The sequence below is a fragment of the Streptomyces sp. NPDC050549 genome (genome assembly GCF_040655035.1).
Classification (GTDB): domain Bacteria; phylum Actinomycetota; class Actinomycetes; order Streptomycetales; family Streptomycetaceae; genus Streptomyces.
Genome location: NZ_JBFAJD010000004.1, coordinates 297,580 through 310,562 on the forward strand (window position 1 = coordinate 297,580; position 12,983 = coordinate 310,562).

Sequence of the window (12,983 nt, forward strand, 5' to 3'; positions counted from 1 at the left end):
AGTTGGAGACAACGATGACTCAGGGCGAGCCGCCGTCGCCGTCCCCCCGCAGCCGCCCCACCATGCGCGAGGTGGCGGCACTGGCAGGCGTCGCCATCAAGACGGTCTCCCGCGTGGTCAACGAGGTGCCCACCGTCGATCCGGCCATTGCCGCCCGGGTGCGCGAGGCGGCCGACAAACTGGGCTACCGGCCGAACCTGACCGCCAGCAGTCTGCGCCGCGGGGACGGCAGGACGGCCACGATCGGGATGCTCGTCGAGGACTCGGCGAACCCCTTCTCGGCGGCCCTGAGCCGAACCGTCGAGAACGTGGCACGGGCGCGCGGAGTGCTCGTGCTGGTCGGAAGCCTCGACGAGGACCCGGCCCGGGAACGGGAGTTGGCCCGTGCTCTCATCGACCGGCGGGTCGACGGCCTGGTGATCGTGCCGGCCGGCCGCGACCACAGCTATCTGATCAGCGAGCAGCGTTCGGGCACCTGCATGGTCTTCGTCGACCGCGAGCCCAGCCTGCTCGACGCGGACACCGTCGTCTCCGACAACCGGCAGGGTTCCCTCACCGCCGTCAACCACCTGCTGAAGTCCGGCCACCGCCGCATCGCCTACCTCGGCGACCGCGCGACCATCTCCACCGCCGCCCAGCGTTTCGACGGCTACCGGCACGCCCTGGAAGTCGGGCACATCGAGTACGACGACGAGATCGTCCGGCACACCGGGGCCAGCGAGGAATCCGCGATCGCCGCGACCCGGCGGCTCCTGGCACTGCCGAACCCGCCCACCGCGCTGTTCACCAGCCAGAACTTCGTCACCATAGGGGCCGTGCGAGCGCTGCGCGCACTCGGCCTCCAGGACACCGTCGCCCACGTGGGCTTCGACGACTTCCCCCTGGCCGACATCCTCAGCCCCGGGATCTCCGTCATCGCCCAGGACGTCGAGCAGTTGGGCAGGACGGCCGCCGAGATGCTCTTCAGCAGACTGGACGGCGACCGGTCACCCACCCGCGCGGTCACCATTCCGACCCGGCTGATCGAGCGGGGATCCGGCGAGATCACGGCCGGAGGGCCCCGCCAGAACTAGCGGCTCCTCAAAGAGGACCCTCATGAACGGGCCGCGCGCACGAAACCGTCAAGCGCCCGGGCGGCGGGACGTGAGAAGGTGCCGCCGTTCGATCCGGGACGGAGGGGGACGTGTGGGGCTGATCCACGGCCACGACATCTGTCTGCGCCCTCGGAACGTCGCCAGGGCGTTGGCCAATCCGGCCGACCTGGCGCCAACGGCCCGTGCCGTACCGCCACTTGAGATCACCCTGCCCGGCGGTGACCGGCTCGTCCTCCCGTTCACGTCCCGTTTCAAGAGCGAGCCGGTCGACTGCTCCGCGAGCGGCACCCTCGAACTCGACCTGTCCCTCATGGTCGGCGTCGACGACGAACTGCGGGAGTACGCGCAGACGACCGGCCCTGAACCCGGGGCGGACGGGCGCGTCCAGGTCGGGTACGTCTACGCGACGATCCGGTTCGAGTCCCTTCTGCACCCCGGCTACACGTCGGTCGAGCGCTGGGCGGCGACGGCGCCCCCGAGCAGATCTGCGAGCACTTGCGGTGACCTGGTCCGACTCCGAGAAGTGAGCATCGGTGCTCCGTCTCCGGGGCACAACGACCGAATCCTGGTCGGCGTGGTGTCGTCCGGCTCGCCGACCCGGCCACTCGGCCCCCGGTCACTCGGCCTCCGCTTCGGCCCCGTCACCGGGTAGGCGGAGGGGCTCGGGATCGGGCACCGCACTCGCCACGGAATCGGTGGCCGCCCCGGGCCGCAGAGCGAACGTCAGCGCGGCCGCCCCGAGGAGTGCGGCGAGCATGATCCAGGCGGCGCCGACGTGCATGGCGTGCAGGAACGCGTCGTCGGCGGCGTGGGCGAGAGCGGGCCGGTGGAGCGTAGTGGCGGTGTGCCGGGCCTGTTCGGCGGAGATCCGCGCCCGGTCCCGTACCGGGCCGGGGACGTCGCTCAGCGCGGGTTCGATCGCGCGCCGGTAGACGATCGACATGATCGTGCCGCCGACCGCGATCCCGAGCACGCTGCCGGTCTGCCGCACGGTGTTGGTGACGGCCGATCCGGCGCCGGCCCGTTCCAACGGCAGGGAGCCGATCAGCACCGCCGTCACCGGGCCGATCACCATGCCGATGGCGAGCCCCTGCACCAGCAGCAGGATCTCGATGCGGACGAGCGGGGTGTCCAGTCCGAGGAACCCGTACGCGCCCATGGTCAGCGCCGCCACGGCGAGCGACGGCGGGGCGACGGCCGGGAGCGAGGTGCGGCGGACCAGCCGCGCGCCCAGGGGCGCTCCGGCGATCGCACCGACCGCGGTCGGAAGACCGGCCAGGCCCGCTTCCGTCGGCGAGAAGCCACGCGCGCCCTGTAGGTAGAACGCGTTGCAGAAGGTGACGGCGGCCACGGCGAAGAGCAGCAGTCCGAGGGCCGCGTTGCCGCCGCCGAAGGTGCGCCGGGCGAGCAGCCGGGGATCGAAGCCGGGCACCTCGGCGCGCAGTTCGACGAGGACGAAGGCGGCCAGCAGGACCAGTCCGACGGCGATCGGGGCCCAGACGTCCGTACGGCTCCAGGCGGTCACCTGTCCGGCGCGGATCAGCCCGTAGGACAACGCGGCGAGTCCGCTGATCGACAGCAGCATTCCGGCCGGGTCCAGGGGGCGCCGGGCGGGGCTGCGGAAATTCGGGACCAGGACGGCGGTGCCTGCCGACGCGACCGCCACGACCGGGACATTGACCAGAAAGACCGAGCCCCACCAGAAATGGTCGAGAAGTACGCCGGCCAGCACCGGGCCCACCGCCATTCCGGCACCGGCGGACGTCGAGAATACGGCGATCGCGGTCGACCGCGCGGGGCCGGTGAAGGTCCACACGAGAATGGCCAGGGTGGCGGGCATGATCAGCGCGCTGCCCACGCCCATCGCGGCCCGTGCGGCGATCAGTTGGCCCGCGTCGCCCGCGTACGCCGCCCACACCGAGGCCCCGGCGAAGACCACGAGTCCGACGGTGAGTACGGCCCGGTGTCCGAAGCGGTCGCCCAGTGCGCCGGCGGTGAACATCAAGGTGGCGAAGGCCAGGGTGTACGCGCCCGTGGCCCACTGGAGTTCGGCCGGGCCGGCGTCCAGTCCGCGGACGGGGTCGGCGAGGGTCTCCAGGGCGGTGCTCAGGACGGTGTTGTCCAGCCAGATCAGCAGCGAGCACAGCATGAGAACGGGGAGGATCATCCGCTGTCTCGACCTGGGCAATGTCAGGGGTGTGGTCACGGACGTGGTCGTGGACGTCGTCATCAATGAACAACCTCGGGTGCGATCGACAAAGACCTGGCGCCTGGACCGTAGGGAATTACAACACCCCTGTCAATTCCCTTTTCCCGTGAACAGACGTATTTCCGGGGCGAGTTGTCGAGGCCACACCGGAGCCCCTCTGTCAATTAATTCAAGAGAAATTGCAGCCGGTTCGAATAATTCACCGAGGCCATATCGCAAGCCCATTTGTCAATTCCCGATCCGGCAGAGTCGTCACCCGGACCACAGCGGGCGTGCCAGGATGATGATCTGACAGCCACTCACCAAGACGGAGCCTGGCCTCATGACCTCTCCCAGCGGGGACGGCAGTGGCGCCCAGCCACTGATCATCGACACCAGCAAGCCCCACCCGGCGCGGATGTACGACTACTTCCTCGGAGGCAAGGACAACTACCCGGTCGACCGGGACGCCGCAGAGCAGTTCATCAAGGCCGCTCCCGAGGTGCGGGAGGGCGTCCGGGCCAACCGGCGTTTCATGCACCGGGCCGTCCGGCATGTGGTGGAGGAAGGCGGGGTGCGGCAGATCCTCGACATCGGGACCGGGCTGCCGACCGAGCCGAACGTGCATCAGATCGCGCACGCCATCGCCCCGGACACCCGGATCGTCTACGTCGACAACGACCCGATCGTCAGCACCCACTCGATGGCTCTCATGGAGGACACCGACACCTCCGTCATCCTGGCCGACCTGCGCGATCCCCGCGCCATCCTCGACCACCCCGAGGTCCGCAAGGCCATCGACTTCGACCGGCCGGTGGCCGTACTGCTGGTGGCCGTCGTGCACTTCCTCGCCGACGACGGAGACCCGTACGGCATCGTCGCCACCCTGCGCGACGCGCTGCCGGCCGGTTCCTATCTCGTCCTCTCCCACGCCACCGGTGACGTCCACGAGGACCATCGCGAGGAGGCGGCGTCCGTCTACAACCGGGCCACCGCCACCCTGAACCTCCGCACCCACGCCCAAGTCCTGGACTTCTTCGGCGACTTCACCCTCGTCGACCCGGGCCTGGTCCGCGTCACCCACTGGCGCCCGGAACAGACGCCGAACCCGGACGCCCCGCCCATCGGCATCTACGGCGGGGTGGCCCGGAAGGACGGTTAGGGCCTGTCCGGCGGATCATGCCGCGGACGCGGGATCTGGCACGCCCTCCCCCACTGCCCCAAAGGCGTGGGGGAGACCCCCAGCGGCGTTGTCGTCGGTCGCCGACGTCCCCCAGCCTTCGGCCGGGAGGTGCCCCCACCGCGTCGCCTCCCTCCTCCGCCTTGCAGTTGGACGCACCAGCCCCCGCCCACCGGCGCCGATCAGGCGCCGCGGTCTTCCTACGGCCTGATCCGCCGGAGAGCCCCTAGTCGCCGACCGTGATCGTCCGGCCCTCCCGGGCCGGCAGTGAGAAGCCCAGCACGGTGCTCGTGTCGCGCAGGGCTTCCGGGAGGGCGCCTGCCGCGCCGGTGCCCCTGGCGCGTTCGAGGCGTTGGGGGCGGGTCGTGGTGAGGCCGAAGTCCTTCGTCAGGTCGGCGCCGTCCAGCAAGTCGCAGAGGAACGGCATGTGTTCGTCCAGCGGCACCTGTTCGGCGCGGACGGCGCGGACGCCGTCGATCAGGGCGCCGCGGAGGGCGGTGTCCGGGTGGTGGCGTGTTCTGGTGAGGAGGGTGCCGGGTCTGTGGCGCAGTACGCCTCGCCCGGTGAGCGCGCTCGTGTGCAGCGCGAGTGCTTCCCGGCCGCGTTCCCTGAGCCAGCGGGTCACCGTGAGGGGGCGGGGAGCGAGGGCGGTGGTGCGGGCGCACAGGGCGGACAGCAGGTCGTCCGCCCAAGTCAGGCCCGTACCGGCCGTGTTGGCCGCGTTGACCGCGTTGACCGCGTTGACCGCGTTGGCCGCGTTGGCCGCGTTGGCCGACAGTTCGATCTCGCCGCGTTTCTGGTAGATCTCGACGCCCAGTTTCCTGGTCTTCCTCGGTCTGACCAACAGCCTTCTCCGCAGCGCCAGTTCACCGAGTTCCGCCGCCGCGCAACCGGCCGCGGCCTGACGGGAGTTGGGCACCCTGCCGTTATCCCCGTACGACAGCAGGGCGAACTCCTCGGGCAGGGACAGGCGTTGGAGCGGCGCGGGTCCGAACATGCGCTGCATTCTGCCCTGCGACTCGAACGACTCCAACGACTGGCCGGAGGAAGCCGGCCCCATACCTCACACCACCGTCCCCCTCACCCCGCGCGTCGCCCCCGGACACCCACGACTGGAGCCCTCGGAGTCACCCCCAGTGCACCCGGCGTTCACCTCCTACGCGAAACATGCAGCTCATGAGACGTGTCACCCTCGCCGCGGTCCTCGGCACGGCCGCGCTGCTGGCCACCCCGTTCGCCGCTCAGGCCGCCCCCGGCGGCAGCGCCCACACCGACAGCTACGGCACGAAGGCCGTGTACACGCCGGAGCGGAACTCCCGCTCGTACCAGAAGGCCCCGGCCGGTTTCACCCCCGTCTTCACCGAGAACGTGTCCCGGCACGGTTCGCGCTCCGCGACCGACGGCTCGGACGGCGACCTGATCCTCGCGCTGTGGGGCAAGGCCGAGGCGGAGGGCCAACTCACCGCGAAGGGACGGGAGTTCGGGCCGAAGACGCAGGCCCTCGAAGCCGCGATGAGCACGATCGGGTACGGCAACCTCAGCGCGCGCGGCAAGGCGGAGATCCAGGCCACCGCGACCCGGATGGCGAAGCGGCTGCCGACCCTCTTCGCCTCGATCGCGAAGGACAAGGAGCCCATCGACGTCGTCAGTTCGGGTCAGGGGCGCGCCGTCGACAGCGCCAACCTCTACGGCGCCGCCCTCGCCCAGGCCGACCCCGACCTCACCTCCCTCATCGGCGCGACCCGTACCGACAAGGACCTGCTCTACTTCCACAAGGCCGCGGGCGGGGCGGCGTACCGCGACTACATCGCGAACGACAAGCGGCTCGCAGACACCCTCACGGCCGTCACCGACCAGCCGAAGACCCACCACGCCGCCCGCGACGTACTGCGGAAGCTGTTCAAGCCCGCGTTCGTGGACCGGATCACGGCGGGCGAGTTCTCGTCGATCGGCACGGACGTCGAGGCCGCCACCGCCGTCTACAACCTGTACGCCATCGCCCCCGCGATGAGCGAGGAGAGCCCGGGCGGCAAGGGCTGGGGCATGGACCGGTACATCTCGGCGCGCGACGCCGACTGGTTCGGGTACATCTCCGACGCCGAGGACTTCTACGAGAAGGGGCCGGGCTTCGCGGACAGCGACATCACGTACAGGATGGCCGGCGTCCTGCTCGACGACTTCTTCAAGAAGGTCGAGGCCAAGCGCGACGGCACGAGCGACCTTGGCGCCGAACTCCGCTTCACGCACGCCGAGGAGATCATCCCGCTGGCCGCGCTGATGGGCCTGCCCGGCAGCACGCAGGCCGTCACGGCCGAGCACCCGTACACCTACGCCACCAACTCCTGGCGCGGTGCCACCGTCGCCCCGCTCGGCTCGAACATCCAGTGGGACGTCTACCGCAAGGGCAGCACCTACCTCGTGCGCATGCTCTACAACGAGAAGGAGACCGCGTTCAAGACCGGCTGCCGTCCCGTCTCGAAGGGCAGCAAGTTCTACGACCTGAACGAGTTGGAGCGCTGCTTCGGCCGCACGCCCTCGAACGGCTGAACGGCTGATCGCGGCCGCACCCGCACAGGCTCTACGAAGGCCCCGCGCTCCCCCGGGCGCGGGCCGCCGCCGCGAACTCCCGGCCCCGCATCCCGGCCCGCCGGTACGCGGCGATCGCGGCCGGGTTGTCGGCGTCCACCATCAGCGCGGCGCGCCCGTACTCCCTTACCAGCGCGTCGACGACAAACCGTGACACGGCCACGCCCAGTCCACGCCCCCGCGCCCGAGGCCGTGTCACGACCCCGGCCATGAAGCCGCACCCGGCCCCGGACCAGGCGTCCCCGGCCACGGCGAGCAGCGCGCCGGTGCCGTCCGGGCCGTGGTCGCGGGCACCGGCCCAGCGGCGGACGCCGGGACGGCCGGGGCGTGCGTACGAGTCGGGGAACGAGTCCTCGAAGAGAGCCGCCGCCTCCCGCTCCCCCTCCGCGTCGAGCCACCGCACGCCCTCCGGGACGGCGGACGGCGGCTCCGCCGTCTCCATCCAGAGGAACCCGGGGCCACCGGCGGCCACCAGCCCGGGCGTCCCCCGCACCAGCGCGGCGATCAACTCCGCGTCCCCGAACGGGCGGTAGCCCGGCCCGGCCTCTGCCAGAACCTCGTCCCGTACGAGGACGAGCGCGTCGTCCGCCGCCCCGTCGACCGCTATCCGGTTCCGCCCGGACAGCCCGGGGCTGACCACGGCGGTCGCCGAGCCGTACCGAAAAACACGGACACCGGGGCCGAGACGACCATCGGGGCGGAATTGCGCGGCCCAGAGCAGATGGCCGTGAAGCCCGTCAGCCCCGGCCACGTGCCCCCGCCCCGGCACGCGGTTCGGCCACTCCCCCGACCGTGAACCCGATCACCGCGCCGCCGCCCTCCCGTCGTAGCGCGAAGGGGGCTCCCCCGTGGGCGAGGGCCACCTCGCGGACGATGGAGAGGCCGAGGCCCGAGCCGGGGAGGGAGCGGGCGTCGGCGGCGCGGTAGAAGCGGTCGAAGATGCGGAAGAGGTCGGTCTCCGAGACTCCGGGGCCTCGGTCCAGTACCTCTACGCGGACCGTGCCGGGGCGGGCGGGGCCGGAGACCGCGATCTCGATCGGGGTCTGGCCCGCGCGGTCGAACTTGGCCGCGTTCTCGACCAGGTTGGAGATCGCGCGCTGGAGCATGCCGGGGCGGCCGTCGGTCGTCGTGTCGCCGCTCGCGCGGACGGTGATGTCGCGGCCGGTGCGGCGGCGGGCCAGCACCGCGACGTCCTCCGCTATGTCGGCGAGGTCCACCTGCTGGGGCGGTTCGGTGTCGGACTGGCCTGCCGCCAGGTCCACCAACTCGTTGACCAGGTCGGTGAGTTCGCGGGCCTCCTGGGAGAGGTCCGCGACCAGTTCCTCGCGGGTTCCGGGCGGCAGTTCGTCCATGCGGCGGAGCAGGGAGATGTTCGTGCGCAACGACGTGAGGGGGGTGCGCAGTTCGTGACCCGCGTCCTGGATCAGGCGGCGCTGGTCCTCCTCCGACTGTGCGAGCCGGCCGAGCATCCGGTCGAAGGCGCGACCGAGGCGGCCCACCTCGTCGTAGCCGGTGACCGGGACCTGCACGCCGAGGCGGCGGGTGCGGGCCACGTCCTCGGCCGCCGCGGTGAGGATGATCAGGCGCCGGGTGATGCGCCGGGCCAGCCACCAGCCACACAGGCCGGCCAGCACCACGACCGCCGCCATCAGCACGAACGTCCGCTGCTGCAAGGCCCGCAGCAGATCCTCGGTGTCGCTGAACTCCTGCGCCACCTGCACCGCCCCCTGACCGCGGCCCAGCGAGACGGTCGCGATGCGGTACACGTCCTCGGCGACGGCGACGTCCTTGTGCTCGACCGTCTTCCCGGCCACCTTCTCGCCCGCGACCGCCCGGTCGTCACCGGTGACGGGCAGCGCCGGGCTGCCGCTGTCGAGGACGTTGCCGGCCGGCCCGAGGACCTGCACATCCGTACGGGCCGGGCGCACGATGTCGTGGCCGGGCGCGGAGGAGGAGAAGTCGTCCGGTGTCATCTGGTGCGTGCGCACCTCGTCCTGCAGATCCTGTACGACCTGGTCGAACACGGACTCCTGGTCGACCCGGACCAGCCGGGCCGCCGCGCCGTAGGACAGCACGCCGACGAGGAGGGTGACGGCCGCGGTCACCGCCGCGAAGGACAGCACGAAGGTCGTACGGAGCGAGACCAGTCTCGGCCGCCGGGCGGCGGCCAGCCGCCGCAGGCGGCCCACTCAGTCCTCCCGCAGCACGTAACCCACGCCACGCACCGTGTGGATCAGCTGCGGTGCGCCGGGCTCGTCGAGCTTGCGGCGAAGATAGCCGACGTAGACGGCGAGGTTCTTGGAGCCGGGGCCGAAGTCGTAGCCCCAGATGCGGTCGTAGATGGTGGAGTGGTCGAGGACGATGCCCGCGTTGCGCACCAGGAGTTCGAGGAGTTCGAACTCGGTCCGGGTCAGCTCCAGTTCGCGGGTCCCGCGCCAGACGCGGCGGGCCTGGAGGTCCATCCGCAGGCCGGCTGCCGAGATCTGCTTGTCGGAGGAGGAGAACGCCGACGACTGCGACTGCGGCTCGTCCCTCAGTGCGTCGGCGGAGGTGCCGGACGAGCCCTGGACGCCGTTCGCCGGGACCGGGCTGGTGCGGCGGAGCAGGGCGCGCAGCCTCGCGAAGACCTCCTCCACGTCGAAGGGCTTCACCACGTAGTCGTCGGCGCCCGCGTCCAGACCCGCGATGCGGTCGGCGGTCTCCACGAGGGCAGTGAGCATGAGGATCGGGGTGCGGTCGCCCTCGGCGCGCAGTACCCGGCAGACCTGGAGGCCGTCGATGCCGGGCATCATCACGTCGAGAAGCAGCACGTCCGGTGGGGTGCGGTGGGCCTGCGCGAGCGCCTCGACACCGTCGGCGACCGCGGTCACCTGGTAGCCCTCCAGGGTCAGGGCCCGCTCCAGGGCATGACGGATGGCACGGTCGTCTTCGGCGAGCAGCACAGTCTGGGGCACGTCTACCAGTGTGCCAAGGCCTCCGGCGGTAGGGCGGTGGGGGCAGGTCTACGATCACCCTTTTTACCTGCCTCTCACCGTGGTGGACGCAACCCGGGCAGAGCTCCTACCGTCTTCTCACGGTCGGCGCCCGATGACCCGGTTCGTGCCGACCGGTGCGGTTACTTCGAGGGCGCCAGCGCCGCCAGCTGCTCCGCGAACGGTACGACCGTCTGCTTCTTCGCCGGACGGGCTGTCGACAGGCCCGTCATCAGGGCCGCCAGCTCAACCGCCGCCCGTTCGATCCGCTCCGGCAGGCCCTCCGCGCCCCAGTCCTCGGAGGCGGCGTAGACCGCGGTCGGAACGACGACGGCTCGCAGGTAGGCGAAGAGCGGGCGCAGGGCGTGTTCCAGTACCAGCGAGTGCCGCGCGCTGCCGCCGGTCGCCGCGATCAGCACCGGCTTCCCGGCCAGTGCGTCCTTGTCCAGGACGTCGAAGAAGGACTTGAAAAGTCCGCTGTAGGACGCCGAGAACACCGGGGTGACGACGATCAGCCCGGCCGCCTCCGTGACCGCGTCCAGCGCGGCGGCGAGGGAACGGCCGGGGAAGCCGTTGGTGAAGTTGTGCGCTATCTCCACGGCGAGGTCGCGCAGCTCCACGACCTGGATGTCGACGGGGGTCCGGCGGTCCACCGCCGCCGCCAGCCGGTCGGCCAGCAGCCTCGTGGACGACGGAACGCTCAGCCCCGCCGAGACGACTACGAGCTTCATGCGACGGTCACCCCTTCCGGTGCGGCGGCCTTGGCGGACTTCAGGGACTCGTGGGTCGGCGCCTCCGGCACGTCCGCCGGACGGTTCGCCGCGAACTCCTTGCGCAGGACCGGTACGACCTCCTCGCCCAGCAGGTCGAGCTGCTCCAGAACCGTCTTGAGCGGCAGCCCGGCGTGGTCGAGCAGGAACAGCTGGCGCTGGTAGTCGCCGGCGTAGTCGCGGAAGGCGAGGGTCTTCTCGATGACCTCCTGCGGGGAGCCGACGGTCAGCGGGGTCTGGTCGGTGAAGTCCTCCAGGGAGGGCCCGTGGCCGTAGACCGGGGCGTTGTCGAAGTACGGGCGGAACTCGCGTACCGCGTCCTGGGAGTTCTTCCGCATGAAGACCTGGCCGCCGAGGCCGACGATCGCCTGTTCCGGCGTGCCGTGGCCGTAGTGCGCGTACCGCTCCCGGTACAGCTCGACCATCCGCTTGGTGTGGTCGGCCGGCCAGAAGATGTTGTTGTGGAAGAAGCCGTCGCCGTAGAAGGCCGCCTGTTCGGCGATCTCCGGGCTGCGGATCGAGCCGTGCCAGACGAACGGCGGTACGTCGTCCAGCGGGCGGGGCGTGGAGGTGAAGCCCTGGAGCGGGGAGCGGAACTTGCCCTCCCAGTTCACGACGTCCTCGCGCCACAGGCGGCGCAGCAGGGCGTAGTTCTCGATGGAGAGGTTGATGCCCTGCCGGATGTCCTGCCCGAACCAGGGGTAGACCGGGCCGGTGTTGCCGCGGCCCATCATCAGGTCGACCCGGCCGTCGGCCAGGTGCTGGAGCATCGCGAAGTCCTCGGCGATCTTCACCGGGTCGTTGGTGGTGATGAGGGTGGTGGAGGTGGAGAGGATCAGCTTCTCGGTCTGCGCGGCGATGAAGCCGAGCATCGTCGTGGGCGACGAGGGCACGAACGGCGGGTTGTGGTGCTCGCCGGTCGCGAAGACGTCGAGCCCGACCTCCTCGGCCTTCAGCGCGATGGCGACCATGGCCTTGATGCGCTCGCGCTCGGTCGGCGTCCGTCCGGTGGTCGGGTCCGGTGTGACGTCGCCGACGCTGAAGATCCCGAACTGCATGGTCGTTCACCCTCCAGGTTGTTGATTATTCAACTATACCCTCCAACGGCCACCCCGCCGCACATATTCCAGGCATCAGGACGCGGTCTTCCGCCCGTTGTCAGTGGCCGGTCCTACGATCCCCACATGGCCGCCCCACGCCGCAGCGCCGCCGGAGAAGCCGACGACACCCGGGGAATCGTCGACCCCGCCGAACTCCTTACCCGCGTGCACTTCCGCCGCCCCGAACCAGCCCCGCCCCTCCGCCCGTACATCGAGCACTACTGGCTGATCGACTGGGACCTCACCGAGCCCTACGTCTCCCACGTCGTCCCGCACCCGGCCGTGCACATCGTCTTCCAGCGACTGGCCGGCGAGGACGCCTTCGTCGAGATCGCGGGCATCCCGCACGGCCTCTTCGCCCAGAAGCTGGAGGGGCGGGGGCGGGTCTGCGGGATCAAGTTCCGGCCCGGCGCCTTCCGGAGCGCCGTCCCCGACCGCCCGGTGTCGGAGTGGACGGGGGCGCGGGTGCGGCAGCCCGAGGTGTTCCCGGACACCGACCCCGCCACCGTCCTCGACCCGGCCGACGAGAACGACCGTGTCGCCGCGCTCGACGCCTTCCTGCTGGCCCTCGACCCGCGCCCGGACCCGCAGGCCGAACTGGCCACCACCCTCGTCGACCGCATCCGCACCGACCGCACGATCCGCCGCGTCACCGACTTCGCCCGCGCCGAGGGCCTGTCCGTACGGCTGCTGCAGCGCCTCTTCGCCGCGTACGTCGGCGTCGGCCCCAAGTGGGTCATCCTGCGCTACCGCATCCACGAGGCCCTGGAGCGCGCGGGCACCGAGGAGCCCGTGGACTGGGCGGGCCTCGCCGCGGACCTGGGCTACGCCGACCAGGCCCACCTGGTCCGGGACTTCACGACGACGGTCGGGGTGTCGCCTGCGGCTTACGCGCAGGGCCGGCACTGAGACCTCTCCGACGGATCAGGTCGGAGGAAAGCATCGGCGCCTCATGAGCACGGGCGAGCGGGGCCTGGCGCGCGCAGCTGCCAGGCGGAGGAGGGCGTCGACGCGGGGGCACCTCGCGGCCGAAGGCCGGGGGCCGTCGGCCGCGAGGACAAACGCCACCGGGGGTCCCCCACGCCCTCAGGGC

12 protein-coding genes are annotated in these 12,983 nt (G+C 71.1%); 5 read left to right on the top strand and 7 right to left on the bottom strand.

The features are described from left to right. Positions 1–14: 14 nt before the first annotated feature. Together AB0I51_RS09350 and AB0I51_RS09355 are read left to right on the top strand one after the other, a co-directional pair. A complete protein-coding gene (locus AB0I51_RS09350; RefSeq protein ID WP_362972989.1) occupies positions 15–1,073 on the top strand; it encodes a LacI family DNA-binding transcriptional regulator in 1,059 nt (352 codons plus the stop codon). A 112-nt stretch (positions 1,074–1,185) separates the two neighbouring features. Continuing rightward, on the top strand, positions 1,186–1,746 hold the full coding sequence (locus tag AB0I51_RS09355; RefSeq protein WP_362972991.1) for a hypothetical protein: 561 nt from the start codon (positions 1,186–1,188) through the stop codon (positions 1,744–1,746). On the opposite strand, the gene AB0I51_RS09360 is transcribed toward AB0I51_RS09355, so the two are convergent. Continuing rightward, positions 1,711–3,324 (bottom strand): MFS transporter, encoded by a 1,614-nt coding sequence (locus AB0I51_RS09360; RefSeq protein ID WP_362972993.1) that lies wholly within the window; start codon positions 3,322–3,324, stop codon positions 1,711–1,713. The genes AB0I51_RS09355 and AB0I51_RS09360 overlap by 36 nt on opposite strands. A 301-nt stretch (positions 3,325–3,625) precedes the next feature. Between AB0I51_RS09360 and AB0I51_RS09365 the strand changes: the two genes are divergently transcribed. Further along, positions 3,626–4,444: an SAM-dependent methyltransferase gene (locus tag AB0I51_RS09365; protein WP_362972995.1), complete on the top strand. Its 819-nt coding sequence runs from the start codon at positions 3,626–3,628 to the stop codon at positions 4,442–4,444. 244 nt (positions 4,445–4,688) lie between these two features. Here AB0I51_RS09365 and AB0I51_RS09370 read toward each other — a convergent pair whose 3' ends face one another. Further along, on the bottom strand, positions 4,689–5,459 hold the full coding sequence (locus AB0I51_RS09370; RefSeq protein ID WP_362972997.1) for a GPP34 family phosphoprotein: 771 nt from the start codon (positions 5,457–5,459) through the stop codon (positions 4,689–4,691). 179 nt (positions 5,460–5,638) lie between these two features. Between AB0I51_RS09370 and AB0I51_RS09375 the strand changes: the two genes are divergently transcribed. Further along, on the top strand, positions 5,639–7,009 hold the full coding sequence (locus tag AB0I51_RS09375) for a histidine-type phosphatase (RefSeq protein WP_362972999.1): 1,371 nt from the start codon (positions 5,639–5,641) through the stop codon (positions 7,007–7,009). 31 nt (positions 7,010–7,040) lie between these two features. Here the strand turns inward: AB0I51_RS09375 and AB0I51_RS09380 are convergent, their stop codons facing one another. From AB0I51_RS09380 to AB0I51_RS09400, 5 genes are all read right to left on the bottom strand, one after another. Further along, complete coding sequence (locus tag AB0I51_RS09380) at positions 7,041–7,688, bottom strand: GNAT family N-acetyltransferase (protein ID WP_362973001.1); 648 nt, start codon at positions 7,686–7,688, stop codon at positions 7,041–7,043. A gap of 97 nt (positions 7,689–7,785) precedes the next feature. Beyond that, positions 7,786–9,237, bottom strand: coding sequence for a HAMP domain-containing sensor histidine kinase (locus AB0I51_RS09385; RefSeq protein ID WP_362973003.1), 1,452 nt, complete (start codon positions 9,235–9,237; stop codon positions 7,786–7,788). Beyond that, positions 9,238–10,002 carry a response regulator transcription factor gene (locus AB0I51_RS09390; protein ID WP_362973005.1) on the bottom strand — a complete coding sequence of 255 codons (765 nt, stop codon included), beginning with the start codon at positions 10,000–10,002 and terminating at the stop codon, positions 9,238–9,240. It lies immediately after the preceding gene. Between the two features lie 161 nt (positions 10,003–10,163). Further along, on the bottom strand, positions 10,164–10,751 hold the full coding sequence (locus AB0I51_RS09395; RefSeq protein ID WP_362973007.1) for an FMN reductase: 588 nt from the start codon (positions 10,749–10,751) through the stop codon (positions 10,164–10,166). Continuing rightward, positions 10,748–11,848 (bottom strand): LLM class flavin-dependent oxidoreductase, encoded by a 1,101-nt coding sequence (locus AB0I51_RS09400; protein WP_362973009.1) that lies wholly within the window; start codon positions 11,846–11,848, stop codon positions 10,748–10,750. Before AB0I51_RS09400 ends, AB0I51_RS09395 begins: the two co-directional genes overlap by 4 nt. Positions 11,849–11,974: 126 nt before the next feature. Here AB0I51_RS09400 and AB0I51_RS09405 point away from each other — a divergent pair, with 126 nt between their 5' ends. Further along, positions 11,975–12,799: a helix-turn-helix domain-containing protein gene (locus AB0I51_RS09405; RefSeq protein ID WP_362973011.1), complete on the top strand. Its 825-nt coding sequence runs from the start codon at positions 11,975–11,977 to the stop codon at positions 12,797–12,799. The last annotated feature ends 184 nt before the right edge of the window (positions 12,800–12,983 follow it).